The sequence below is a fragment of the Streptomyces sp. NPDC050997 genome, assembly GCF_040660135.1.
In the GTDB taxonomy this organism is placed as follows: domain Bacteria; phylum Actinomycetota; class Actinomycetes; order Streptomycetales; family Streptomycetaceae; genus Streptomyces.
In genome coordinates, this window is record NZ_JBFAGK010000017.1 from 109,833 (window position 1) to 134,319 (window position 24,487).

The 24,487-nt window shown below is 69.0% G+C and carries 23 protein-coding genes; 20 read left to right on the forward strand and 3 right to left on the reverse strand.

Going from position 1 to position 24,487, the window contains the following annotated elements; translation table 11 throughout:
• Positions 1 to 4: 4 nt before the first annotated feature.
• From thrB to AB0H86_RS31680, 20 genes are all read left to right on the forward strand, one after another.
• Positions 5 to 934 (forward strand): homoserine kinase, encoded by a 930-nt coding sequence (thrB, locus tag AB0H86_RS31585; protein WP_362446397.1) that lies wholly within the window; start codon positions 5 to 7, stop codon positions 932 to 934.
• A gap of 423 nt (positions 935 to 1,357) precedes the next feature.
• Positions 1,358 to 3,460 (forward strand): transcription termination factor Rho, encoded by a 2,103-nt coding sequence (gene rho / locus AB0H86_RS31590; protein WP_362446400.1) that lies wholly within the window; start codon positions 1,358 to 1,360, stop codon positions 3,458 to 3,460.
• 404 nt (positions 3,461 to 3,864) lie between these two features.
• A complete protein-coding gene (locus AB0H86_RS31595; protein ID WP_362446403.1) occupies positions 3,865 to 4,998 on the forward strand; it encodes an LCP family protein in 1,134 nt (377 codons plus the stop codon).
• A gap of 236 nt (positions 4,999 to 5,234) precedes the next feature.
• Positions 5,235 to 5,456: a 50S ribosomal protein L31 gene (rpmE, locus tag AB0H86_RS31600; RefSeq protein ID WP_362446406.1), complete on the forward strand. Its 222-nt coding sequence runs from the start codon at positions 5,235 to 5,237 to the stop codon at positions 5,454 to 5,456.
• A gap of 106 nt (positions 5,457 to 5,562) precedes the next feature.
• Positions 5,563 to 6,639: a peptide chain release factor 1 gene (prfA, locus tag AB0H86_RS31605; RefSeq protein ID WP_362446409.1), complete on the forward strand. Its 1,077-nt coding sequence runs from the start codon at positions 5,563 to 5,565 to the stop codon at positions 6,637 to 6,639.
• 106 nt (positions 6,640 to 6,745) lie between these two features.
• Positions 6,746 to 7,585, forward strand: coding sequence for a peptide chain release factor N(5)-glutamine methyltransferase (gene prmC, locus AB0H86_RS31610; RefSeq protein ID WP_362446412.1), 840 nt, complete (start codon positions 6,746 to 6,748; stop codon positions 7,583 to 7,585).
• 64 nt (positions 7,586 to 7,649) lie between these two features.
• A complete protein-coding gene (locus AB0H86_RS31615) occupies positions 7,650 to 8,297 on the forward strand; it encodes an L-threonylcarbamoyladenylate synthase (RefSeq protein WP_362446415.1) in 648 nt (215 codons plus the stop codon).
• A complete protein-coding gene (locus AB0H86_RS31620) occupies positions 8,294 to 8,962 on the forward strand; it encodes a protein-tyrosine-phosphatase (RefSeq protein WP_362446418.1) in 669 nt (222 codons plus the stop codon). Before AB0H86_RS31615 ends, AB0H86_RS31620 begins: the two co-directional genes overlap by 4 nt.
• Before the next feature lie 192 nt (positions 8,963 to 9,154).
• Complete coding sequence (gene glyA, locus AB0H86_RS31625) at positions 9,155 to 10,396, forward strand: serine hydroxymethyltransferase (RefSeq protein WP_362446421.1); 1,242 nt, start codon at positions 9,155 to 9,157, stop codon at positions 10,394 to 10,396.
• A 129-nt stretch (positions 10,397 to 10,525) separates the two neighbouring features.
• Positions 10,526 to 11,860, forward strand: coding sequence for an MraY family glycosyltransferase (locus AB0H86_RS31630; RefSeq protein WP_362446424.1), 1,335 nt, complete (start codon positions 10,526 to 10,528; stop codon positions 11,858 to 11,860).
• A gap of 288 nt (positions 11,861 to 12,148) precedes the next feature.
• On the forward strand, positions 12,149 to 12,562 hold the full coding sequence (locus AB0H86_RS31635) for a hypothetical protein (RefSeq protein WP_362446427.1): 414 nt from the start codon (positions 12,149 to 12,151) through the stop codon (positions 12,560 to 12,562).
• Between the two features lie 225 nt (positions 12,563 to 12,787).
• Positions 12,788 to 13,609: a F0F1 ATP synthase subunit A gene (gene atpB / locus AB0H86_RS31640; RefSeq protein WP_362446431.1), complete on the forward strand. Its 822-nt coding sequence runs from the start codon at positions 12,788 to 12,790 to the stop codon at positions 13,607 to 13,609.
• Positions 13,610 to 13,686: 77 nt separating this feature from the next.
• Positions 13,687 to 13,917: an ATP synthase F0 subunit C gene (atpE, locus tag AB0H86_RS31645; RefSeq protein WP_362446434.1), complete on the forward strand. Its 231-nt coding sequence runs from the start codon at positions 13,687 to 13,689 to the stop codon at positions 13,915 to 13,917.
• Positions 13,918 to 13,956: 39 nt separating this feature from the next.
• Positions 13,957 to 14,502 (forward strand): F0F1 ATP synthase subunit B, encoded by a 546-nt coding sequence (locus AB0H86_RS31650; RefSeq protein WP_362446437.1) that lies wholly within the window; start codon positions 13,957 to 13,959, stop codon positions 14,500 to 14,502.
• Positions 14,499 to 15,314 carry a F0F1 ATP synthase subunit delta gene (locus AB0H86_RS31655; RefSeq protein WP_362446440.1) on the forward strand — a complete coding sequence of 272 codons (816 nt, stop codon included), beginning with the start codon at positions 14,499 to 14,501 and terminating at the stop codon, positions 15,312 to 15,314. Before AB0H86_RS31650 ends, AB0H86_RS31655 begins: the two co-directional genes overlap by 4 nt.
• 124 nt (positions 15,315 to 15,438) lie before the next feature.
• Positions 15,439 to 17,028, forward strand: coding sequence for a F0F1 ATP synthase subunit alpha (gene atpA, locus AB0H86_RS31660; protein ID WP_362446443.1), 1,590 nt, complete (start codon positions 15,439 to 15,441; stop codon positions 17,026 to 17,028).
• A 21-nt stretch (positions 17,029 to 17,049) separates the two neighbouring features.
• The gene (locus AB0H86_RS31665; RefSeq protein WP_362446447.1) at positions 17,050 to 17,967 is read left to right on the forward strand and encodes a F0F1 ATP synthase subunit gamma; all 918 of its coding nucleotides are present in this window, start codon (positions 17,050 to 17,052) and stop codon (positions 17,965 to 17,967) included.
• Complete coding sequence (atpD, locus tag AB0H86_RS31670; RefSeq protein ID WP_362446450.1) at positions 17,967 to 19,403, forward strand: F0F1 ATP synthase subunit beta; 1,437 nt, start codon at positions 17,967 to 17,969, stop codon at positions 19,401 to 19,403. The genes AB0H86_RS31665 and atpD overlap by 1 nt, the downstream gene beginning before the upstream one ends.
• Before the next feature lie 132 nt (positions 19,404 to 19,535).
• Complete coding sequence (locus AB0H86_RS31675; protein WP_362446453.1) at positions 19,536 to 19,910, forward strand: F0F1 ATP synthase subunit epsilon; 375 nt, start codon at positions 19,536 to 19,538, stop codon at positions 19,908 to 19,910.
• Between the two features lie 145 nt (positions 19,911 to 20,055).
• Positions 20,056 to 20,502, forward strand: coding sequence for a DUF2550 domain-containing protein (locus AB0H86_RS31680; protein WP_362446455.1), 447 nt, complete (start codon positions 20,056 to 20,058; stop codon positions 20,500 to 20,502).
• A 41-nt stretch (positions 20,503 to 20,543) separates the two neighbouring features.
• On the opposite strand, the gene AB0H86_RS31685 is transcribed toward AB0H86_RS31680, so the two are convergent.
• The 3 genes from AB0H86_RS31685 to AB0H86_RS31695 form a co-directional block, all read right to left on the reverse strand.
• Positions 20,544 to 22,367: a glycoside hydrolase family 18 chitinase gene (locus AB0H86_RS31685; protein WP_362446457.1), complete on the reverse strand. Its 1,824-nt coding sequence runs from the start codon at positions 22,365 to 22,367 to the stop codon at positions 20,544 to 20,546.
• A gap of 116 nt (positions 22,368 to 22,483) precedes the next feature.
• A complete protein-coding gene (locus tag AB0H86_RS31690; RefSeq protein WP_362446460.1) occupies positions 22,484 to 23,125 on the reverse strand; it encodes a response regulator transcription factor in 642 nt (213 codons plus the stop codon).
• A gap of 41 nt (positions 23,126 to 23,166) precedes the next feature.
• Positions 23,167 to 24,366, reverse strand: coding sequence for a histidine kinase (locus tag AB0H86_RS31695; RefSeq protein WP_362446463.1), 1,200 nt, complete (start codon positions 24,364 to 24,366; stop codon positions 23,167 to 23,169).
• Between the last annotated feature and the right edge of the window lie 121 nt (positions 24,367 to 24,487).

Consider the following 24,487-nt stretch of genomic DNA (forward strand, 5'->3'; position numbering starts at 1 on the left):
AGCGATGGCCGGTCCAGCCTTCCGCGCCGCCGCCGTCCGGGTGCGCGTCCCTGCCACCAGCGCCAACCTCGGTCCGGGCTTCGACGCCCTCGGCCTGTCGCTGGGCCTCTACGACGATGTGGTCGTCCGGGTGGCCGACTCCGGGCTGCACGTCGACATCGCGGGTGAGGGCAGCGAGACGCTCCCCCGTGACGAAAACCACCTTCTCGTACGGTCCATGCGCACCGCCTTCGATCTGCTGGGCGGACAGCCCCGCGGCCTGGAGATCGTCTGCGCGAACCGTATTCCGCACGGCCGTGGCCTGGGCTCCTCCTCGGCCGCCATCTGCGCCGGCATCGTCGCCGCGCGCGCCGTGACCATAGGCGCCGACTCCCGGCTCGACGACGCGGCGCTCCTGGAGCTCGCCACCGAGATCGAGGGCCACCCCGACAATGTGGCGGCCTGTCTGCTCGGCGGTTTCACGCTCTCCTGGATGGAGGCCGGAGCCGCCCGGGCGATCAGGATGGAGCCCGCCGATTCCATCGTTCCGGTGGTTTTCGTGCCCGGTAGGGCGGTCCTGACGGAGACCGCGCGCGGACTGCTCCCGCGCACCGTGCCGCACGTCGACGCCGCCACCAACGCGGGCCGGGCGGCCCTGCTGGTCGAGGCCCTCACCCGGCGCCCCGAGCTGCTGCTGCCCGCCACCGAGGACCGGCTCCACCAGGAGTACCGCGCACCGGCCATGCCGGAGAGCACGACGCTGGTGGAGCGGCTGCGGGCCGACGGAATCCCGGCAGTGATCTCCGGTGCGGGACCGACGGTGCTGGCCCTCGTCGACGAGGACAGCGCCGACAAGGTCGCCCATCTGGCGGGCGAGGGGTGGGCCGCGAACCGGCTGGAGTTCGACGCGCGGGGCGCGAGCGTATTGCCGCTCGCGACCGCCAGTGACATGTGATGTTGACATTGAAATCCGGCGGCGCTCGCCGGATTTCGAGAGGGGGAATGTTTGTTGGATCCGGTAGTGTTAACCTCAGGTCTGCACCCGACCCCACCATGGCGAGGTGCTTCGTGTCCCCGTCCGGGACAGACACCCTTCCGGGAGCCTCCCAAGCCGCACTGTGTTCAGTACGCCGTACGCGGGCCGTACGTGGTACGTGAGCACTGAGCGACCTGCCGGGCACGCTCCGGAACCGGTGCGACCAAGCAATGTGACACAGACACTCAGTGCCACGGCTTTGGGAAGCGCCGTCACCACATTCCTCCGCCGTTCAGGCGGACCACCGCCCCGGCACGGTCCACACAGCAAGGACCACTGTCGGACAGCACAACCGGTCGCCGAGCCAGACAGGCCGACGTCCGCTCCAGGGAAGGACCCTTCGTGAGCGACACCACCGATCTGATGGGCGCACGTGTCGAGGAGACCGCTGCCGCGCCCGCCACGGACGCCTCCGCGCCTGCCACCGGTGCCGGCTCCCGGCGGCGCCGCGGTACCGGCCTCGACGGCATGGTGCTGGCCGAACTGCAGCAGGTCGCATCCGGCCTCGGCATCAGGGGCACCGCGCGTATGCGCAAGAGCCAGCTGATCGAGGTCATCAAGGAGGCACAGGCAGGTGGGGGCGCCCCGGCCGCGAAGGCCGACGCCACCGAGACCAAGCCGAAGCGCCGGGCCACATCCAAGGCCCGTACCGGCGACGACACGGCTCCCGCCGCCGAGAAGAAGGCAACCGCCAAGGCCGAGGCGTCCGCCGAGAAGGCCGTGTCCCAGCAGCAGATCGAGATTCCCGGCCAGCCGGCCGGGGGTCCCTCCCGCGCGAGCGCAGCCGAGCGTGGGGGAGAAGCCGAGCGTGGGGGAGACGACGCTCCCACGGAGCGCCGCCGTCGCCGTGCCACCGCCGAGGCCGGCAGCCCCGAGACGATCGTCGCCGAGGCCAAGAGCGAGCCGAAGGCCGAGACGTCCGCACAGACGCAGCCGCAGGGCGACACCAAGGGCGGCGACGCCGATGGTGCCGAGGGCCGCCGTCGCGACCGCCGTGAGCGCGGCCGGGACCGCGACCGCGACCGCCGTGGCGGCAAGGGCGACGAGCAGCAGGGTGGCCAGGGCGGCGGTCAGGGTGGCGGCCAGCAGCGCCCGGACCGTCAGGACCGCCAGGACCGCCAGGACCGTCAGCAGGGCGGCGGCCGTCAGGACCGCCAGGAGCGCCAGGACCGTCAGCGCGACAACGGCCCGCAGGACGACGACGACTTCGAGGGCGGGCGCCGCGGTCGCCGCGGCCGTTACCGGGACCGTCGTGGCCGTCGTGGCCGCGACGACGTGGCCCCCGAGCCGCAGCTCGCCGACGACGACGTCCTGATCCCCGTCGCGGGCATCCTGGACATCCTCGACAACTACGCCTTCATCCGTACGTCGGGCTACCTTCCGGGCCCCAACGACGTGTACGTCTCCCTCGCCCAGGTCCGCAAGAACGGCCTGCGCAAGGGTGACCACGTCACCGGTGCCGTGCGTCAGCCCAAGGAGGGCGAGCGCCGCGAGAAGTTCAACGCGTTGGTCCGCCTGGACTCGCAGAACGGCATGGCGCCCGAATCCGGGCGCGGGCGGCCGGAGTTCAACAAGCTGACGCCGCTGTACCCGCAGGACCGCCTCCGTCTGGAGACGGACCCGGGCGTGCTGACCACGCGCATCATCGACCTCGTCGCGCCGATCGGTAAGGGCCAGCGTGGTCTGATCGTGGCCCCGCCGAAGACCGGCAAGACCATGATCATGCAGGCGATCGCCAACGCGATCACGCACAACAACCCCGAGTGCCACCTGATGGTCGTCCTGGTCGACGAGCGTCCGGAAGAGGTCACCGACATGCAGCGGTCGGTCAAGGGCGAGGTCATCTCCTCGACCTTCGATCGCCCGGCCGAGGACCACACCACGGTCGCCGAGCTCGCCATCGAGCGCGCCAAGCGTCTGGTGGAGCTGGGCCACGACGTCGTCGTGCTGCTCGACTCGATCACGCGTCTGGGCCGTGCGTACAACCTCGCCGCGCCCGCCTCCGGCCGCATCCTGTCCGGTGGTGTCGACTCGACCGCCCTGTACCCGCCGAAGCGCTTCTTCGGTGCGGCCCGCAACATCGAGGACGGCGGCTCGCTGACCATCCTCGCCACCGCGCTGGTGGACACCGGGTCCCGCATGGACGAGGTCATCTTCGAGGAGTTCAAGGGCACCGGCAACGCCGAGCTCAAGCTCGACCGGAAGCTCGCCGACAAGCGCGTCTTCCCGGCGGTGGACGTCGACGCGTCCGGTACCCGCAAGGAAGAGCTGCTGCTCGGCAGCGACGAGCTCGCCATCACCTGGAAGCTGCGTCGCGTGCTGCACGCGCTCGACCAGCAGCAGGCGATCGAGCTGCTGCTCGACAAGATGAGGCAGACGAAGTCGAACGCCGAGTTCCTGCTGCAGATCCAGAAGACGACGCCGACGCCGGGTAACGGTGACTAGTCGCCCTCGGGTGTGACGAAGGGCCGTTCCCTGACATGGGGGCGGCCCTTCGTGCTGCCTGGGATCACACTCGCCGGAACGGCCCGGAGCAGCCCCGAACAGGGTCGCCAACTGTCCGGAACGCGGTCGTAGCCGAGATATCTGCCACAAGGATCTTGGATGGTGGTGATGTCCCGCCGTACCGCATCTTTGGCTGAAACCGCAGGTGAGCCGTGTTTTGCCGGAAGAATCCGTTACGTGCTGTGGCTGCCGGTGCACAGGGCGGTCACAGTGCGTTGTGCAACCCTTTCCCGAGTTTCGCCGTCTGACCAGGCGGAGCGACGATGGTGCGGTACTGGTCCTCCGTGACCGCGCCTGACCCTGAAAGCAGGGGGTAACCGACCGGACCGAGATTCGAGGAGCACATGTCCGCCGAGAGCACGCCGGAGCCCGGCATACCGGGAGAGTCCGGCACCGCAGGCCGCCACCGAGCCAAGGGCAGCCGCCGCAAACCCCGCAGAAAGCGCAAGGGTGTCCTGATCATGGCCTGGACCGCGGCGAGCATCGTCGTGCTGGGCGGCACCGGAGCCGGCTATCTGTACTTCACGCTCAACGGCAACATCAAGAGCGTCGACATCGACTCCGTCCTCGGCACCGACCGGCCCACCAAGGTCGACAACGGCTCCGAGAACATCCTCGTCCTCGGCTCGGACACCCGTTCCGGCAGCAACAAGAAGCTCGGCGGCGGCACCGACGACGGCAGCGCCCGCTCCGACACCGCGATGGTCGTGCACGTCTACGAGGGCCACAAGAAGGCCAGCGTGGTCTCCATACCGCGCGACACCGTCATCAAGCGCCCCGAGTGCACCGACACCAAGGGCGTCGAGCACGACGCCGCGTCCGGCGTGATGTTCAACTCCGCGTACTCCACCGGCGGTGCGGCCTGCGCGGTGAAGACCGTCGAGTCCCTCAGCGGCATCCGCATGGACCACTACCTGGAGGTCGACTTCAGCGGCTTCCAGAAGCTCGTCGACGAGCTCGGCGGGGTCGAGGTCACCACCAGCAAGGCCATCAACGACCCCGACAGCCACCTCGACCTGAAGGCCGGCACGCACCAGCTCGACGGCGAGCAGGCCCTCGGTCTGGTCCGCACCCGGCACGGTGTCGGTGACGGCTCCGACCTCGGCCGTATCCAGCTTCAGCAGGCCTTCATCAAGGCACTGATCAACCAGGTCAAGCACGTCGACCTGTTCGGCAACCCCAAGAACCTGTACAACCTCGCCGACACCGCGACGAACACCGTGACGACCGACTCCGACCTCGGCTCCGTCAAGTCGCTCATGTCGTTCGCCAGCGGCCTCAAGGGCATCAGCTCCTCGAACATGAACATGGTCACGATGCCGGTCCAGTACGACCCGGCGAACCCGAACCGCGTGATCGTCCAGAAGAGCAAGGCCAAGCAGGTGTGGACGGCTCTGGAGAACGACCGGACGATCCCCAAGTCGGCCACGGAGGGCAGCGCCAAGGGCGACGCCGCCGGCGTCGTGACCTCGTCCTAGCCGGAATCAGCCGGCACCAGTTGAAGTAACCAGTATCAACCGGCAGTAGCCAACCGTAGCCGGTTGGTAGCCGCCCGTAGTCAGTCGTACGCCCCCGCAGGGCCCCGGGAATAGAACGCCACGTCCCCCGGTTTTGGGGGATGCGCCCAGTCCTGGCAGACTGGTACGTCGGCCCCGGTTCACGCTTCCGCATCGTGCGGTTGCGACCCGGCGCCCTCCCGAAACTAGGAGACACCTTGAAGCGCGACATCCACCCCGAGTACGTCGAGACGCAGGTCAGCTGCACCTGTGGCGCGTCGTTCACCACCCGTAGCACGATCTCCAGCGGCAACATCCGCGCCGACGTCTGCTCCGAGTGCCACCCGTTCTACACGGGCAAGCAGAAGATCCTCGACACCGGTGGCCGTGTGGCCCGCTTCGAGGCCCGCTTCGGCAAGGCCGCCGGCTCCAAGAAGTAGCGAGCCCCCATTCGCCGGTCCACGGTCGCGCCCCTTTCCCGGGCGCACCGGGACCGGCGTTTTTGGTCGCCCGCCTTCCCCCTCATCGCAGTATCAGGAGCCCAAGATGTTCGAGGCCGTCGAGGAACTCGTCACCGAGCACGCCGACCTGGAGACGAAGCTCGCCGACCCGTCGGTCCACTCCGACCAGGCCAACGCGCGCAAGCTGAACAAGCGTTACGCCGAGCTCACCCCGATCGTCGCCACGTACCGCTCCTGGAAGCAGACCGGCGACGACACCGAGACCGCGCGCGAGTTCGCCGTCGACGACCCGGACTTCGCGGCCGAGGTCAAGGAGCTGGAGAAGCAGCGCGAGGAGCTGACCGAGAAGCTGCGTCTGCTGCTCGTGCCGCGTGACCCCAACGACGACAAGGACGTCATCCTCGAGGTCAAGGCGGGCGCGGGCGGCGACGAGTCCGCCCTGTTCGCCGGCGACCTGCTGCGGATGTACCTGCGCTACGCCGAGCGGGTCGGCTGGAAGACCGAGATCATCGACGCCACCGAGTCCGAGCTGGGCGGCTACAAGGACGTCCAGGTCGCCGTGAAGACCAAGGGCGGTCAGGGTGCCACCGAGCCCGGCCAGGGCGTCTGGGCCCGTCTGAAGTACGAGGGCGGGGTGCACCGCGTGCAGCGCGTGCCCGCGACCGAGTCGCAGGGCCGTATCCACACCTCCGCGGCCGGTGTCCTCGTCACGCCCGAGGCGGAGGAGGTCGACGTCGAGATCAACGCGAACGACCTCCGTATCGACGTCTACCGCTCCTCCGGACCCGGCGGCCAGTCGGTCAACACGACCGACTCCGCGGTGCGCATCACGCACATTCCCACCGGAGTCGTCGCCTCCTGCCAGAACGAGAAGAGCCAACTGCAGAACAAGGAGCAGGCGATGCGTATCCTGCGCTCCAGGCTGCTTGCCGCGGCGCAGGAGGAGGCGGAGAGGGAGGCCTCCGACGCCCGCCGCAGCCAGGTCCGCACCGTCGACCGCTCCGAGAAGATCCGCACGTACAACTTCCCGGAGAACCGCATCTCGGACCACCGCGTCGGCTTCAAGTCGTACAACCTGGACCAGGTCCTGGACGGCGAGCTCGACGCGGTGATCCAGGCCTGCGTCGACGCGGACTCGGCGGCGAAGCTGGCAGCCGCGTAAGCGCGTAAGGACGTATAAACGCGTAAGGACGTACCCACGCACGAGTACGACACGGAGGACCTGCGTGCAGCAATCATTTGGGGGGCGACCCCCAAACCCCCGAGGCGTGCTGCTCGCTGAGGTAGCTCAGGCCACCCAGCGGCTCGCCGACGCCGGCGTGCCCTCGCCGCGCAACGACGCGGAGGAGCTCGCCGCGTTCGTGCACGGCGTGAAGCGGGGCGGGCTGCACTCCGTGAAGGACTCGGACTTCGACGCCCGCTACTGGGAGGTCATCGCCCGGCGTGAACAGCGCGAGCCGCTGCAGCACATCACCGGGCGGGCCTTCTTCCGGTACCTGGAACTCCAGGTCGGGCCAGGTGTGTTCGTCCCGCGTCCCGAGACCGAGTCGGTCGTCGGGTGGGCCATAGACGCCGTCCGCGCGATGGACGTGGTCGAGCCGCTGATCGTCGACCTGTGCACCGGCTCCGGCGCCATCGCGCTGGCCCTCGCCCAGGAGGTGCCGCGCTCCCGGGTGCACGCCGTGGAGCTGTCCGAGGACGCCCTGCGGTGGACGCGCAAGAACATGGAGGGGTCCAGGGTCGACCTGCGTCAGGGCAACGCCCTGGACGCCTTCCCGGACCTCGACGGCCAGGTCGACCTGGTCATCTCCAACCCGCCGTACATCCCGCTCACCGAATGGGAGTACGTCGCTCCCGAGGCGCGGGACTACGACCCCGAACTCGCCCTGTTCTCGGGGGAGGACGGCCTCGAACTGATCCGCGGCATCGAGCGCACCGCACACCGCCTGCTGCGTCCCGGCGGGGTCGTCGTCATCGAGCACGCCGACACCCAGGGCGGCCAGGTGCCGTGGATCTTCACCGAGGAACGGGGCTGGGCCGACGCGGCCGACCATCCCGACCTCAACAACCGCCCGCGCTTCGCGACCGCCCGCCGGGCGACGCCGTGAGACCCCCGCAGACTCTCGACCCGCAGCTGAACGTGTACTTCGTGTACGAGGAGGCCCGCTAGACATGGCTCGGCGATACGACACCAACGACGCGACCGACCGCACGACCGGTCTGCGCGAAGCCGCGTCCGCCGTCCGCCGTGGCGAGCTCGTGGTGCTGCCGACCGACACGGTGTACGGCATCGGCGCCGACGCGTTCTCCTCGGAAGCGGTGCACGACCTGCTGGAGGCCAAGGGGCGCGGCCGCAGCATGCCCACCCCTGTCCTCATCGGCTCCCCGAACACGCTGCACGGCCTGGTCACGGACTTCTCCGAGCTGGCCTGGGAACTGGTCGACGCGTTCTGGCCGGGCGCGCTCACGCTGGTCGCCAAGCACCAGCCGTCCCTGCAGTGGGACCTCGGGGACACCCGTGGCACGGTCGCCGTACGCATGCCGCTGCACCCGGTCGCCATCGAGCTGCTGACCGAGTTCGGCCCCATGGCGGTCTCCTCCGCGAACCTGACGGGCCACCCCGCGCCGGAGGACTGCGACGCGGCCCAGGAGATGCTCGGCGACTCGGTCTCCGTGTACCTGGACGGCGGCCCGACCCCGGGCAACGTGCCGTCCTCGATCGTCGACGTCACCCGCGAGGTGCCCCTGCTGCTGCGTGCGGGCGCGATCTCCGCGGACGAGCTCAGGAAGGTCGTACCCGACCTCGAGGTGGCGAATTGACGGCCCCTGACGCGGGGCGTGGCATATGGAACGGGGAAGAGACGGGAACCTTCGGGCTTCCGGCTGACAGCTTCCGCATCCTCCACGTCAGCACCGGCAACGTGTGCCGCTCGCCGATCACCGAGCGGCTGACCCGTCATGCCCTGGCGGACCGGCTCGGCGACCCCCTGTGGGGCGGGCTGATCGTGGAGAGCGCGGGCACCTGGGGGCACGAGGGCGCGCCCATGGAGGCCAACGCGGAGGCGGTCCTCGCCGACTTCGGCGCCGACGCCTCCGGCTTCACGGGCCGGGAACTGCTCGACGAACACGTCATCATGGCCGACCTGGTCCTGACCGCCACCCGCGACCACCGCGCCCAGGTCATCTCCATGGGCCACTCTGCGGGCCTGCGCACCTTCACCCTGAAGGAGTTCACCCGCCTGGTGAAGGCCATAGACCCGGCGACCCTGCCGCCCCTGGAGGACGGCATGGTGGCCCGCGCCCGCGCCCTGGTCCGCGCGGCGGCGGCGCTACGCGGGTGGCTACTTGCCCCGACGGCGGAGGCGGACGAGGTCTACGACCCGTACGGAGCCCCGCTGCCGTTCTTCCGCTCGATCGGCGACGAGATAAACCAGGCGCTGGATCCGGTGGTCACGGCGCTGACAGGTGTGCCCGCGCGCGCGTGACGTGGCGGGAGGTCGGCCGCCGGACGGAGTCCGGCGCAGCGGCCCGCTGCCGGGGCGCGTTGGGGGTGGGGCTGAACCAGGCGCTGTGGTCACCGTGCTCACCGGTGTGCCCGCGAAGGCGTAACCACCGAGCACCCCACTCGTCCCGGGCCTACATTGGTCGTACGTCATCGTCGACGCCCGGAGTCCACCATGTCGGTCACCCATGCCCCAGAGACCGTCGATGTGCTGCGGCGGCAGGATCCCGAGTTGGCCGAGATCCTGCTCGGGGAGGCGGACCGGCAGGCGACGACGTTGCAGCTCGTCGCCGCCGAGAACTTCACCTCGCCGGCCGTGCTGGCCGCCCTCGGCTCACCCCTGGCGAACAAGTACGCGGAGGGATATCCGGGGGCCCGGCACCACGGCGGCTGCGAGATCGTGGACGTCGCCGAGCGGATCGCCGTGGAGCGGGCCAAGGCGCTGTTCGGGGCCGAGCACGCCAACGTGCAGGCGCACTCGGGGTCGTCGGCCGTGCTGGCCGCGTACGCCGCGCTGCTGCGGCCCGGGGACACCGTCCTCGCCCTCGGGCTGCCCTACGGCGGCCATCTCACCCACGGTTCGCCCGCCAACTTCTCCGGCCGCTGGTTCGACTTCGTCGGGTACGGGGTGGACGCGGAGACCGGGCTCATCGACCAGGAGCAGGTACGCACGCTCGCCCGTACCCATCGGCCCAAGGCGATCGTGTACGGGTCCATCGCCTATCCCCGGCACCTCGACCACGCCTTCTTCCGCGAGGTCGCCGACGAGGTGGGCGCCTATCTGATCGCAGACGCCGCCCATCCCATCGGGCTCGTCGCCGGGGGAGCGGCGCCCAATCCGGTGCCGTACGCCGATGTGGTGTGCGCCACCACACACAAGGTGCTGCGCGGTCCGCGCGGCGGCATGATCCTGTGCGGCGCCGACCTGGCCGAGCGGGTCGACCGGGCCGTGTTCCCTTTCACACAGGGTGGCGCCCAGATGCACACCATCGCCGCCAAGGCCGTGGCGTTCGGCGAGGCGGCGACACCGGCCTTCACGGCGTACGTCCATCAGGTGGTCGCCAACGCGCGGGTGCTGGCGGCCGGGCTGGCCGCCGAGGGGCTCGTGGTCACCACCGGCGGGACCGACACCCACCTGGTGACGGCCGACCCGGAGCCGCTGGGCGTCGACGGACGTGCCGCCCGCGGCCGTCTCGCCGCCGCCGGCATCGTGCTCGACTGCTGTGCGCTGCCGCACGCCGACGCCCGTGGACTGCGCCTGGGCACGGCCGCGGTGACCACACAGGGCATGGGGGAGGTGGAGATGGCACGGATCGCGGTGCTGGTCGCGGAGGTGCTCAGAGGCGAGACCGAGAGCCTGCGCGCTCGTGAAGAAGTGCGGGAGTTGGTCGGCGGATTTCCGCCCTATCCCGGCTGAGCGGGGGTAGGCGCACATCGGTACACAGCCACACGTGCAACCATCGTCGCTACCCGAAAGTCCCCAACGGTATGCGCGCATCGATAGTGTGTGGGGCTGAGATGGCCAGCGAGATCTGTGGGGAAGCCCGTGCGTGAATACCTGCTGACGCTCTGCATCACGGCCGCGGTGACGTATCTGCTGACAGGGCCGGTACGGAAGTTCGCGATCGTGGCCGGAGCGATGCCGGAGATCCGGGCACGTGACGTGCACCGGGAGCCCACTCCGCGGCTCGGCGGGATCGCCATGTTCTTCGGCCTGTGCGCGGGGTTGCTTGCCGCCGACCACCTCGCCAACCTCAACGAGGTCTTCTCCAAGTCCAACGAGCCACGGGCCCTGCTCTCCGGGGCGGCCCTGATCTGGCTGATCGGTGTCCTCGACGACAAGTTCGAGATCGACGCCCTGATCAAGCTGGGCGGCCAGATGATCGCCGCCGGCGTGATGGTCATGCAGGGCCTCACCATCCTGTGGCTGCCCGTCCCGGGCGTCGGTTCGGTGGCGCTGACCCAGTGGCAGGGCACCCTGCTGACGGTCGCGCTCGTCGTCATCACCATCAACGCGGTGAACTTCGTGGACGGCCTCGACGGCCTCGCCGCCGGCATGGTGTGCATCGCGTCGGCGGCGTTCTTCCTGTACGCCTACCGCGTCTGGGTGTCGTACGGCATCGAGGCCGCCGCCCCGGCCACGCTGTTCTCGGCGATCCTGATGGGCATGTGCCTGGGCTTCCTGCCGCACAACATGCACCCCGCGCGGATCTTCATGGGCGACTCCGGTTCGATGCTCATCGGCCTGGTGCTGGCCGCCGGTGCCATCTCCATCACCGGGCAGGTCGACCCGGACGCGCTGAAGCTGTTCGCGGGTTCCGAGCAGGCGGCGGTGCACCAGACGGTTCCCGTGTACATCCCGCTGCTGCTGCCGCTCACGATCATCGCGATCCCCGCCGCCGACCTGGTGCTGGCCATCGTGCGCCGCACCTGGCGCGGGCAGTCGCCGTTCGCGGCGGACCGGGGGCATCTGCACCACCGCCTGCTGGAGGTCGGCCACTCACACAGCCGCGCGGTGCTGATCATGTACTTCTGGTCCGCGCTGATCGCCTTCGGCGCGCTCGCCTACTCGGTCAACTCGGCGTCCATGTGGATCGTGCTCGGTGTCGTCTTCCTCAGCGCGATCGGGCTCCTTCTTCTGCTGCTGCCCCGCTTCACGCCGCGCGCCCCGCGGTGGGCCGAGCACCTCGTACCGCCGCGCTACCGCCGTCGGCGGCGGGCCGTCGAGGACGTGGTGCCGGCCGCCCTGCTGGAGGAAGAGGAGAGCCGTACCCCGGTGGCCGCGGGAGTGGCGGGCGTCAACGGGGCGACCGCTCTCGGTGCTCGTTCGCCGTCCTGGACGGGCGAAGGGCCGGGTCGTCGGGCTGACGTCACAAGGTAAGAATCTGACTAGAGCATTGCCAATCCGTGGGGAAGCAAAGCACCCCAATACCAGACAAGCCACCCCGGTTCCTGCACAGACGCGCACTGTCACTCTCATGTGTGACAGCGAGCACACCCACTTGGTAAAGACCGCATCAAATAGTTTGTGATACGGTTCACGAGAACCCGGATAGACCAAAGGACCGCAGTGCGACGGTCCATTGGTGCGAGGTCTCGACACTCGGCCCGGGGACTACGCTCGTCCATGACGACACCCCTGCCCCCCTGCGAAAGCGGAGCTGCCGCCATGCCGTCCAACGACGTCCGGATCCTCCTCCAGGCCGCTGTACCCACAGCTGCCGTCGGCGCGCTTGCCGCCGTCGTCAGCGGCGTGGTCGCCGGTGGCAAGGGAGCGATCGGAGCTGTCGTGGCGACGCTGGTCGTGATCCTCTTCATGGGGCTGGGGCTTTACATTCTGCAGCGCACAGCCAAATCGCTTCCGCATCTTTTTCAGGCGATGGGTCTGTTGCTGTACGCGACACAGATCCTGCTGCTGTTCGTCTTCGTGGCCGCGTTCAAAAACACCACGCTCTTCCACCCCAAGGCCTTCGCGCTCACGCTGGTCGCCGGCACCCTCGCCTGGATCGCCGCGCAGACCCGTGCGCACATGAAGTCCAAGATCCTCTACGTCGAACCCGAAAAATCGGGGCACTCGTCGTGAGGGGTAGGGCCGGGATAAAGGCGTCAGAGATCTCCTGCTATCGTCCGGTGCCAACTGCGGCATCGCGGGCGCGGGCATCCGAGCTGACGCCTGTTCAATCGCGAGGCGAGATGCCCAAGAGCCGCCCCCACATCCGAAACTCCAGTCCCGTGCCGAACCGCGGCTGCATGCCGCGCCGACACAACGAGGTTGCCGTACCCATGCGTTTCGCTGAAGGAGCCCGCGGTGAGTGCTGACCCGACGCAGGTGCTCGCCTTCGAGACTGATTGCCACATCTTCGACGGTTGTGGCTTCCCCTCTCCCGGCCTGCACTCGTTCCTGTTCGAGCCCTTGGTGGGCGACGCGGACAGTAGCGTGTACTTCAACAAGACGATGCTGCTGGCGCTCCTCGGGTCGATCATCATCGTCGGCTTCTTCTGGGCCGCCTTCCGCAAGCCGCAGGTCGTCCCCGGCAAGCTCCAGATGGTGGCCGAGGCGGGCTACGACTTCATCCGCCGCGGTGTCGTCTACGAGACCATCGGCAAGAAGGAAGGCGAGAAGTACGTACCGCTCATCGTCTCGCTCTTCTTCTTCGTCTGGATGATGAACCTCTGGGCGGTCATCCCGCTCGCCCAGTTCCCGGTCACGTCGATCATCGCCTACCCGGCGGCGCTCGCGGCCATCGTGTATGTCCTGTGGGTCTCGCTGACTTTCAAGCGGCACGGATTCGTCGGTTTCTTCAAGAACGTCACCGGCTACGACAAGTCGCTCGGCCCGGTGCTTCCGCTGGCGATGGGCATCGAGTTCTTCTCGAACATCCTGATCCGGCCGTTCACCCACGCCGTGCGACTTTTCGCGAACATGTTCGCCGGTCACACCCTGCTGCTGCTCTTCACGATCGCCAGCTGGTACCTGCTGAACGGCATCGGTATCGCCTACGCGGGTGTCTCGTTCATCATGACCGTCGTGATGACCGCCTTCGAGCTGTTCATCCAGGCCCTGCAGGCGTACGTGTTCGTGCTGCTGACCTGCACCTACATCCAGGGTGCGCTGGCCGAGCACCACTGAGCCGCCACCCCTGAAGACCCCTACAAGTCGTCCGGTGGCCAACCCCACCGGGTCCGTAAAGAAAAGGAAGAACTGGCATGTCTAACCTTGCCGCTGTCACCGGCTCGCTCGGCTCGATCGGTTACGGCCTTGCTGCCATCGGCCCCGGCGTCGGCGTCGGCATCATCTTCGGTAACGGCACCCAGGCCCTGGCCCGTCAGCCCGAGGCCGCCGGCCTGATCCGTGCCAACCAGATCCTCGGCTTCGCCTTCTGTGAGGCGCTGGCCCTGATCGGTCTGGTCATGCCCTTCGTCTACGGCTACAACTAAACCGCCCCCGGACCAGCCGACTAGACGAAAGGCATACACATGAGCCAGCTGCTCATCGTGGCGGCCGAGGAGATGGAGAATCCCCTCGTTCCGCCGATCCCCGAGCTCGTCATCGGCCTCATCGCCTTCGTCATCGTCTTCGGCTTCCTCGCCAAGAAGCTCCTCCCGAACATCAACAAGGTTCTGGAAGAGCGTCGCGAGGCCATCGAGGGCGGTATCGAGAAGGCCGAGGCCGCGCAGACCGAGGCCCAGAGCGTCCTTGAGCAGTACAAGGCCCAGCTCGCCGAGGCCCGTCACGAGGCCGCGCGTCTGCGCCAGGAGGCGCAGGAGCAGGGCGCCACGCTCATCGCCGAGATGCGCGCGGAAGGCCAGCGGCAGCGCGAGGAGATCGTCGCCGCCGGTCACTCCCAGATCGAGGCCGACCGCAAGGCCGCCTCTTCGGCGCTGCGCCAGGACGTGGGCAAGCTCGCCACCGATCTGGCCGGCAAGCTGGTCGGCGAGTCCCTCGACGACCACGCCCGGCAGAGCCGCGTCATCGACCGCTTCCTCGGCGAGCTCGAGGAGAAGGCCGAGGCGGCCCGATGAACGGAGCGAGCCGCGATGCCCTGGCAGCCGCACGCGAGCGTCTCGACGCGCTGACGGACTCCACGTCCGTGGACGCCGGCTCGCTCGCCGACGAGCTGGCCGCCGTCACCGCGCTGCTCCACCGCGAGGTGTCGCTGCGTCGGGTCCTGACCGACCCGTCGCAGTCCGGTGAGGCCAAGGCAGAACTGGCCCAGCGCCTGCTCGGCTCCCAGGTCGGCGGCCCGACCGTCGACCTGGTGTCCGGCCTGGTGCGTTCCCGTTGGTCGCAGTCGCGCGACCTGGTGGACGCCCTGGAGGAGCTGGCGAACCTCGCCGACCTCACCGCGGCCCAGAGGGCGGGCAAGCTCGACAGCGTCGAGGACGAGCTGTTCCGGTTCGGCCGGATCGTCTCCTCGAACACCGAGCTGCGTGCCGCGCTGACCAACCGCAAGGCCACCGTCTCGGCCAAGGGCGAGCTGCTGCGCAGCCTCCTCGGCGGCCGGGCCGCCCCGGCCACCGAACGTCTGGTGACGCGCCTTGTCGCCGCGCCGCGGGGTCGTAGCCTGGAGGCGGGACTGGAGTCCCTGTCCAAGCTGGCCGCTGACCGCCGGGACCGCATGGTGGCCGTCGTCACCTCGGCGGTTCCGCTGAGCGACCCGCAGAAGCAGCGCCTGGGCGCCGCCCTCGCGAAGCTCTACGGCCGCACGATGCACCTCAACCTGGACGTGGACCCCGAGGTCCTCGGCGGAATCAGGGTGCAGGTCGGCGACGAGGTCATCAACGGCTCCATCGCGGACCGCATCGAGGACGCCGGCCGCCGACTGGCGAGCTGACCGCAACTTAATACCAGTACGCACTTGATTACGGCCCATGTTGGGCCGTGCAGAAGAATCCTGGGGGTCGCCCCCAGACCCCAAAGTGAAACTTCGGGCCCAACAAGGAGAGCAGGGAACCCAGATGGCGGAGCTCACGATCCGGCCGGAGGAGATCCGGGACGCGCTGGAGACCTTCGTCCAGTCGTACAAGCCGGACGCGGCCTCGCGCGAGGAGGTCGGTACGGTCACCCTTGCCGGCGACGGCATCGCGAAGGTCGAGGGTCTGCCCTCGGCCATGGCCAACGAACTGCTGAAGTTCGAGGACGGCACCCTCGGCCTCGCGCTCAACCTGGAAGAGCGCGAGATCGGCGCCGTCGTCCTCGGTGAGTTCAGCGGCGTCGAGGAGGGCCAGCCGGTCACCCGTACCGGCGAGGTGCTGTCGGTCGCGGTGGGCGAGGGCTACCTCGGCCGCGTCGTCGACCCGCTCGGCACCCCGATCGACGGCCTCGGCGAGATCGAGACCAGCGGCCGGCGCGCCCTTGAGCTGCAGGCCCCGGGCGTCATGGCCCGTAAGTCGGTGCACGAGCCGATGGAGACCGGCTACAAGGCCGTCGACGCGATGACCCCGATCGGCCGTGGCCAGCGTCAGCTGATCATCGGTGACCGCCAGACCGGCAAGACCGCCCTGGCCGTCGACACGATCATCAACCAGCGCGACAACTGGCGCTCGGGTGACCCGAAGAAGCAGGTCCGCTGCGTCTACGTCGCCATCGGTCAGAAGGGCTCGACCATCGCCTCCGTGCGTGGCGCCCTCGAAGAGGCCGGCGCGCTGGAGTACACGACCATCGTCGCCGCCCCGGCGTCCGACCCGGCCGGCTTCAAGTACCTGGCGCCGTACACCGGTTCGGCCATCGGCCAGCAGTGGATGTACGAGGGCAAGCACGTCCTGATCATCTTCGACGACCTGTCGAAGCAGGCCGACGCCTACCGCGCCGTGTCGCTGCTGCTGCGCCGCCCGCCGGGCCGTGAGGCCTACCCGGGTGACGTCTTCTACCTGCACTCCCGTCTGCTGGAGCGCTGCGCGAAGCTCTCCGACGAGATGGGCGCCGGCTCGATGACCGGTCTGCCGATCGTGGAGACCAAGGCCAACGACGTCTCGGCGTTCATCCCGACCAACGTCATCTCCATCACCGACGGCCAGTGCTTCCTGGAGTCCGACCTGTTCAACGCCGGTCAGCGCCCGGCCCTGAACGTCGGTATCTCGGTCTCCCGCGTCGGTGGCTCCGCCCAGCACAAGGCCATGCGCCAGGTCTCGGGCCGGCTCCGCCTCGACCTCGCCCAGTACCGTGAGCTGGAGGCGTTCGCCGCCTTCGGTTCCGACCTGGACGCCGCGTCGAAGTCGCAGCTGGAGCGCGGTCAGCGCCTGGTCGAGCTGCTCAAGCAGCCTCAGTACCAGCCGATGCCGACCGAGGACCAGGTCGTCTCCGTGTGGGCCGGTACCACCGGCAAGATGGACGAGGTACCGGTCTCCGACGTCCGCCGCTTCGAGAAGGAGCTCCTCGAGTACCTGCACCGCAAGGAGCAGGGCCTCATGACCTCCATCAAGGAGGGCGCGAAGATGTCGGACGACACCCTCACCGCCATCGCGGACGCCATCGCCGAGTTCAAGAAGCAGTTCGAGACCTCGGACGGCAAGCTCCTCGGCGAGGACGCCCCGGCCGCGGCCAAGTGACGTAGGGAAGGGACCTGACTCATGGGAGCCCAGCTCCGGGTCTACAAGCGTCGCATCCGATCCGTCACCGCGACCAAGAAGATCACCAAGGCGATGGAGATGATCGCCGCCTCGCGCGTCGTCAAGGCGCAGCGCAAGGTGACGGCCTCCACGCCGTACGCGACCGAGCTCACCCGCGCGGTCACGGCGGTCGGTACCGGTTCGAACACCAAGCATCCGCTGACCACGGAGGCGGAGACGGCGACCCGTGCCGCGGTGCTGCTCCTCACGAGCGACCGCGGCCTGGCCGGCGCCTTCAACTCCAACGCGATCAAGGCGGCCGAGCAGCTGACGGCGCGCCTTGAGGCGGAGGGCAAGGAGGTCGACACGTACATCGTCGGCCGCCGTGGTCTGGCTCACTACAACTTCCGCGAGCGCAAGGTCGCGGAGTCGTGGTCGGGCTTCACCGATGAACCCACCTACGCGGACGCGAAGAAGGTCGCGGGTCCGCTGATCGAGGCCATCGAGACCGAGACGGCCGAGGGTGGCGTGGACGAACTCCACATCGTCTTCACCGAGTTCGTCTCGATGATGACGCAGACGGCGCTCGACGACCGCCTGCTGCCGCTCAGCCTCGAAGAGGTGGCCAAGGAGTCGGAGACGAAGGGCGAGATCCTTCCGCTGTACGACTTCGAGCCGTCGGCGGAGGACGTCCTCGACGCCCTGCTGCCGCGGTATGTGGAGAGCCGCGTCTACAACGCTCTCCTCCAGTCGGCCGCCTCGAAGCACGCCGCCACGCGGCGCGCGATGAAGTCGGCCACCGACAACGCGGGAGACCTCATCGAGACGCTCTCCCGCCTTGCCAACGCGGCCCGCCAGGCCGAAATCACCCAGGAAATCAGCGAGATCGTCGGTGGCTCCGCAGCCCTGGCCGACGCGACCGCGGGGAGTGACAGGTAATGACGACGACAGTTGAGACGGCCGTTGCCACGGGCCGCGTCGCCCGGGTAATCGGCCCGGTCGTCGACGTGGAATTCCCCGTCGACGCCATGCCGGAGATCTACAACGCCCTTCACGTCGAGGTCGCCGACCCGGCGAAGGACGGCGAGAAGAAGACGCTGACCCTGGAGGTCGCCCAGCACCTGGGTGACGGCCTGGTCCGCACGATCTCGATGCAGCCCACCGACGGTCTGGTCCGCCAGGCCGCGGTCACCGACACCGGCACGGGCATCACCGTTCCGGTCGGCGACTTCACCAAGGGCAAGGTGTTCAACACCCTCGGTGAGGTGCTGAACGCCGACGAGACCTACGACGGTGAGCGCTGGACCATCCACCGCAAGGCGCCGAACTTCGACGAGCTCGAGTCGAAGACCGAGATGTTCGAGACCGGCGTCAAGGTCATCGACCTTCTCACCCCGTACGTCAAGGGTGGAAAGATCGGCCTGTTCGGCGGTGCCGGCGTCGGCAAGACGGTGCTCATCCAGGAGATGATCTACCGCGTCGCCAACAACCACGACGGTGTCTCCGTGTTCGCCGGTGTCGGCGAGCGCACCCGTGAGGGCAACGACCTCATCGAGGAAATGACCGAGTCGGGCGTGATCGACAAGACCGCCCTGGTCTTCGGCCAGATGGACGAGCCCCCGGGCACCCGTCTGCGCGTGGCCCTGGCCGGTCTGACCATGGCGGAGTACTTCCGCGATGTGCAGAAGCAGGACGTGCTGTTCTTCATCGACAACATCTTCCGCTTCACGCAGGCCGGCTCCGAGGTCTCGACCCTGCTCGGCCGTATGCCCTCCGCGGTGGGTTACCAGCCGAACCTGGCCGACGAGATGGGTCTCCTCCAGGAGCGCATCACCTCGACCCGTGGTCACTCGATCACCTCGATGCAGGCGATCTACGTCCCCGCGGACGACCTGACCGACCCGGCCCCGGCCACCACCTTCGCCCACCTCGACGCGACGACGGTTCTCTCCCGTCCGATCTCCGAGAAGGGCATCTACCCGGCCGTGGACCCGCTGGACTCCACGTCCCGGATCCTGGACCCGCGCTACATCGCGGCGGATCACTACAACACCGCGATGCGCGTCAAGACGGTCCTGCAGAAGTACAAGGACCTCCAGGACATCATCGCGATCCTCGGTATCGACGAGCTCGGCGAGGAGGACAAGCTCACCGTCCACCGCGCCCGTCGCGTGGAGCGCTTCCTGTCGCAGAACACCCACGTCGCCAAGCAGTTCACCGGCGTCGACGGGTCGGACGTCCCGCTGGAGGAGTCGATCACCGCGTTCAACGCGATCATCGACGGTGAGTACGACCACTTCCCGGAGCAGGCGTTCTTCCTGTGCGGTGGCATCGAGGACCTGAAGGCCAACGCCAAGGAGCTGGGCGTCTCCTGAACTCCCTGAGTTCGAAGTGAGCCCTTCGGCTCACGTCTGAGGGGGCGGGCGCGTCCCGCCCCCTCATGCACGCCCACTAGACTTGTAACCAACACCCGGCAGACCCGCCGGGTGGTGACCCGAGGAGCCACCTTGGCTGCTGAGCTGCACGTCGCGCTGGTCGCGGCCGACCGAGAGGTCTGGTCCGGCGAGGCCACCCTGGTCGTCGCGCGCACCACGTCCGGCGACATCGGCGTCATGCCCGGTCACCAGCCGCTGCTCGGTGTGCTGGAGTCGGGCCCGGTGACCATCCGTACGAGTGATGGTGGAACGGTCGTCGCCGCGGTGCACGGCGGTTTCATCTCGTTCGCCGACGACAAGCTTTCGCTGCTGGCCGAGATCGCCGAGCTGTCGGACGAGATCGACGTCCAGCGCGCGGAGCGTGAGCTGGAGCGTGCGAAGGCGGAGGGCGACGCCTCCGCCGAGCGTCGCGCCGACGTACGACTGCGCGCGGCGGCAGGACGCTGACCCGCCACGTCACGCGATGACGTCACTCAGCCGCGGCTGGAACCGGAGCGATCCGGTACCGGTCGCGGCTGAGGTGAATGTGGGTGTTTTTTCCATTCCGTTACCGAGAAATCCGTAACCGAGGAGACGAGGAGGGTCGGTGTCGATGGTCCTCGCTCTGACTGTGTGCGGATTGGTCGTGGCCCTGGTGGTCCTGGGGCTGTTCGTCTTCGGCCTGCGCCGCAGGCTCATCCAGCGATCCGGCGGCACCTTCGACTGCAGTCTGCGCTGGGACGTGCCGGAGAAATCCGACACCAGCGGCAAGGGCTGGAGCTACGGCGTCGCCCGCTACAACGGCGACCGCGTCGAGTGGTACCGCGTCTTCTCCTACGCCTACCGTCCGCGCCGTGTCCTGGAGCGCGCCGCCATCGAGGTCGCCGGCCGCCGTCTCCCCGAGGGCGAGGAGGAGCTGGCGCTGCTCTCCGAGGCCATCATCCTCACCTGTCTGCACCGGGGCACGCGTCTCGAACTCGCGATGAGCGAAGACGCGCTGACCGGTTTCCTCGCGTGGCTGGAGGCGGCCCCGCCCGGACAGCGAGTGAACGTGGCGTAGCCACATCCGCCGCCGTCCGGGGGAGTGCCGACTCAAGAGCCTTACGACAGCCCGTTGTTGATGGCGCTCACCAGCTCACCGTTGCCGGTGTCCCCGCTGAACTCCCAGAAGAACGCGCCGCCCAAGCCCTGGTTCTTGGCCCAGGTCATCTTCCCGGCGATGGTCGCGGGAGTGTCGTAGGACCACCAGTTGTTTCCGCAGTACGCGTACGCCGTGCCCGCGATGGTGCCGGTGGCCGGGCAGGACGTCTTGAGCACCTTGTAGTCCTCGATGCCCGCCTCGTACGTGCCGGGTGCCGCGCCGGTCGCTGTGCCGCCCGGGGCGGACTGGGTGACGCCGGTCCAGCCGCGGCCGTAGAACCCGATGCCGAGCAGCAGCTTGGCGGACGGGACGCCCTTCGACTTCAGCTTGGCGATCGCGTCGGCGGAGTTGAAGCCGGCGGTCGGGATGCCGGAGTACGAGGTCAGCGGCGAGTGCGGGGCGGTCGGGCCGTCCGCGTCGAAGGCGCCGAAGTAGTCGTACGTCATCACGTTGTACCAGTCGAGGTAGTTCGAGGCGCCGCCGTAGTCGGCCGCGTCGAGCTTGCCGCCCGAGGAACCGTCGGCCGTGATCGCCGCGGTGACCAGGTAGCTGGAGCCGAACTCCGAACGCAGCGCCTGCGTCAGGTTCTTGAAGGCCGCGGCCCCGCTGGTGTCGCAGGTCAGACCGCAGGCGTTCGGGTACTCCCAGTCGATGTCGATGCCGTCGAAGACGTCGGCCCAACGCGGGTCCTCCACGACGGACTTGCAGGAGGCGGCGAAGGCGGCCGGGTTGGCCGCGGCCTGGGTGAAGCCGCCGGAGTAGGTCCAGCCGCCGAAGGAGTACAGCACCTTGATGTGCGGGTACTTGGCCTTCAGCTGGCGCAGCTGGTTGAAGTTGCCGCGCAGCGGCTGGTCCCAGGTGTCGGCGGTGCCGCTGACGGACTGGTCGGCGGTGTACGCCTTGTCGTAGGCGGCGTAGGTGTCGTCGACGACGCACTTGCCGTCCTTGACGTTGCCGAAGGCGTAGTTGATGTGCGTGATCTTGGATGCCGAGCCCGAGGTCACCAGGTTCTTGACGTGGTAGTTGCGGCCGTAGACGCCCCACTCGGTGAAGTAGCCGAGCTTGACCTTGTCGCCGGTCGGCGGCGGGTCCGTGGTGCCGCCGGTGGTGCGCACGGCGACCGCTTCGCCGGCCGGGCCGGTCTGGTCGGCGGTGTCGCGGGCCTGGACCGCGTAGGAGTAGTCGGTGCCGGCGGTCAGACCGGTGTCGGTGTACGAGGTGGTCGTCACGGTGGCGATCTTCGCACCGTCGCGCAGCACGTCGTAGTTCTTGACGCCCTTGTCGTCGGTGGCCGCGCTCCAGGCCAGCTTCACCGAGGTGTTGGTGATGTCGGACGTGGTGGGCTTGCCGGGGGCGGAGGGGGCCGCGTCGCCGGGGACCGAGCCGCCGTCGCAACTGCCGCCGTTGAGCTTGCAGTTGGCCGGGGAGCCGGAGCCGGCGCCGTTGAAGCCGAAGGAGACGGACGCGCCGGGGGCGAGGGAGCCGTTCCAGGACTTGTTCTTGGCGGTCCAGTGGGTGCCGGCGGAGGTGACGTCGGCGTCCCAGGCGGAGGTGACGGAGGTGCCGGAGGGGAAGTCCCACTCGACGGTCCAGGAGCTGAGGGCGGTGGTACCGGTGTTCTTCACCGTCCACTTGCCCTCGAAGCCGGAGCCCCAGTCCTGGGTCTTGGCGTAGGTGGCCGTCGAGCTGGTCGCGGCCTGGGCGGGGCTCGCGAGCCCGACCAGACCGGCGAGGGGGAGCAGTAGGGTCGCGAAACCTGCCGCGGCTCTGTGTCTGAAGCGCATGCGGCGCCTCCTCGGGGATTGGGGGCGTGACTGAGCCTTCACACCCACGGTGCCGCGAGGATAGAAAGGTCTGGACCACGGGTCAATAGGTCTGGACCACTCCGCGTTGAAACGTGTTAGATCCCCAACTCCTGTGCCAGTACCGCCGCTTGGACCCGGCTGCGCAGCTCCAGCTTCCCCAGGAGACGGCTGACGTGCGTCTTCACGGTCGCCTCGGCCATCCCGAGACGGGTGGCGATGTCCGCGTTGGACAGCCCCTCGCCCAGGCGGGACAGCACCTCGCGTTCGCGACGGGTGAGGCTGTCCAGGACGGCGGGGTCGGCGCCCGGCTGCCGTACGGGCTTCGCCGCGAACTCGGCGATCAGACGCCGGGTGACTGCCGGAGCGATCAGACCCTCCCCGCGGCCCACCGCGCGGACCGCCTCCAGCAGGTCCTTCGCCTCCGTGTTCTTGAGCAGGAACCCCGCCGCACCGGCCCGCAGCGCTCCGAAGACGTACTCGTCGAGATCGAAGGTGGTCAGGACGAGCACGTCGGCCAGTTGTTCGGCGACGACCTGCCGGGTCGCCGACACCCCGTCCAGGCGCGGCATCTGAATGTCCATCAGCACCAGATCGGGCCGCAGCTCCCGGGCCAGCGCCACCGCCTGCTCGCCGTCTCCCGCCTCGCCGACCACCTCGATGTCGGGGGCGCTGCGCAGGATGAGGACGAGTCCGGCGCGGACGGCGGACTGGTCCTCGGCGACGAGGACACGGATCATGCGGGTTCACCTTTCACGCGGGGTCTCCTTCGGTGACGGTTTTACGCGGGGTCTTTTTCCGTGACGGGCAGGGTGACGTGTACGGCCCAGATCTTGCCGTCCGCCGAGTCCTCCGGGCCGGCCTCGAAGGTGCCGTGCAGCAGGGCCGTCCGCTCCCGCATGCCGACGAGTCCGGCGCCCGAGCCGGGAGCGCTCGGCCCGTCCCGGTCACCGTACGGGCTGGTCACCTCGACCGTGATCGAGCCGTCCCGCTGGGCCAGGCTCACCGTGACGCGGCCGGGGGAGGCGTGCTTGAGGGCGTTGGTGAGGGACTCCTGCACGATGCGGTACGCGGCGAGCTCGACCGGGGCGGGGACCTGGCCGTGCGTGCTGTCGGGGAGGGTGTCGAGGGTGACGTCGAGGCCGTTGCCGCGGGCGCCGGCGACGAGTGCGGCCAGTCCGTCGAGCGTCGGGGTCGCGGCCGGTTCGCTGTCGCCGTCGCGCAGGATCCCGATCAGCCGACGCATCTCGGCGAGGCCCTCGACGCTGTTCTCCCGGATGACCGAGAGTGCCTCCCGGGAGGTCTTCGCATCGTCCAGGGAGAGCGCGGCGGTGGAGTGGATGGCGATCGCGGAGAGGTGGTTGGCGACCATGTCGTGCAACTCCCGGGCCATCCGGGCCCGTTCGGCGACCACCGCCTGGGTGCGGTCCACCTCGGCGAGCAGGGCCGTCTGCTCGGCACGCAGTTGGGCGGCCTCGGCGGCGTCGCGGTGGTTGCGGACGATCAGCCCGGTGGACGCGGGCGCGAACGACACGATGCCGACCGCCACCCCGATCAGCAGGGCCTCGGGCTCCCGCCACACCGCGAACGGCACCAGCGCCCCGGCCACCGTGAGCAGCCCGGTGACCCAGGGGATGCGGCGGGCCGACGCGGGCGTGCCGTACAGGACGGCCGCGTACATCAGGTCGGTGTACATCAGGACCGTGAACAGGTTCCCCTGGGTGACGAGGTCCAGGCCCACCGCGGCCGTGCCGACGAGCAGGGCCGTACGGGGGGTGACCCGGCGCAGCACCTCGCAGCCGGCTGTGACGGCGAGCGGCAGCAGGATCACCCAGCTCCCGTGGAGGAGCACGATCGCGTCGTCGGCCGGCCGGGTGGCCAGGCCGATGCCCCACAGGAGCAGCCCGCCGAGCAGCCCGGACACCGCGACGTACACGTCGAAGCGGTGCGGGCGGGGTGGACGGTGTGGTCGCAGGGCCATGCCTCCATCCAACACGGCCCGCGCGGCGGACGCCTGATTCCCCGGAACGGTCCCGCACTGCATCCTTCGATGTACCGGAGGTTCGTCACCGGCGACGACGATCCGGGCCGCCCGCGGCGGG

Bases quoted from the DNA above. Each gene is read 5' to 3' on its own strand.
- AB0H86_RS31695 (WP_362446463.1), bottom strand. From the start codon at position 24,366: ATGGCCCTGCGACCACACCGTCCACCCCGCCCGCACCGCTTCGACGTG.
- atpD (WP_362446450.1), top strand. From the start codon at position 17,967: ATGACGACGACAGTTGAGACGGCCGTTGCCACGGGCCGCGTCGCCCGG.
- AB0H86_RS31665 (WP_362446447.1), top strand. From the start codon at position 17,050: ATGGGAGCCCAGCTCCGGGTCTACAAGCGTCGCATCCGATCCGTCACC.
- AB0H86_RS31655 (WP_362446440.1), top strand. From the start codon at position 14,499: ATGAACGGAGCGAGCCGCGATGCCCTGGCAGCCGCACGCGAGCGTCTC.
- AB0H86_RS31635 (WP_362446427.1), top strand. From the start codon at position 12,149: ATGCCGTCCAACGACGTCCGGATCCTCCTCCAGGCCGCTGTACCCACA.
- AB0H86_RS31685 (WP_362446457.1), bottom strand. From the start codon at position 22,367: ATGCGCTTCAGACACAGAGCCGCGGCAGGTTTCGCGACCCTACTGCTC.
- glyA (WP_362446421.1), top strand. From the start codon at position 9,155: ATGTCGGTCACCCATGCCCCAGAGACCGTCGATGTGCTGCGGCGGCAG.
- AB0H86_RS31615 (WP_362446415.1), top strand. From the start codon at position 7,650: ATGGCTCGGCGATACGACACCAACGACGCGACCGACCGCACGACCGGT.
- AB0H86_RS31650 (WP_362446437.1), top strand. From the start codon at position 13,957: ATGAGCCAGCTGCTCATCGTGGCGGCCGAGGAGATGGAGAATCCCCTC.
- AB0H86_RS31680 (WP_362446455.1), top strand. From the start codon at position 20,056: ATGGTCCTCGCTCTGACTGTGTGCGGATTGGTCGTGGCCCTGGTGGTC.
- prfA (WP_362446409.1), top strand. From the start codon at position 5,563: ATGTTCGAGGCCGTCGAGGAACTCGTCACCGAGCACGCCGACCTGGAG.
- AB0H86_RS31595 (WP_362446403.1), top strand. From the start codon at position 3,865: ATGTCCGCCGAGAGCACGCCGGAGCCCGGCATACCGGGAGAGTCCGGC.
- atpE (WP_362446434.1), top strand. From the start codon at position 13,687: ATGTCTAACCTTGCCGCTGTCACCGGCTCGCTCGGCTCGATCGGTTAC.
- thrB (WP_362446397.1), top strand. From the start codon at position 5: ATGGCCGGTCCAGCCTTCCGCGCCGCCGCCGTCCGGGTGCGCGTCCCT.
- AB0H86_RS31690 (WP_362446460.1), bottom strand. From the start codon at position 23,125: ATGATCCGTGTCCTCGTCGCCGAGGACCAGTCCGCCGTCCGCGCCGGA.
- atpA (WP_362446443.1), top strand. From the start codon at position 15,439: ATGGCGGAGCTCACGATCCGGCCGGAGGAGATCCGGGACGCGCTGGAG.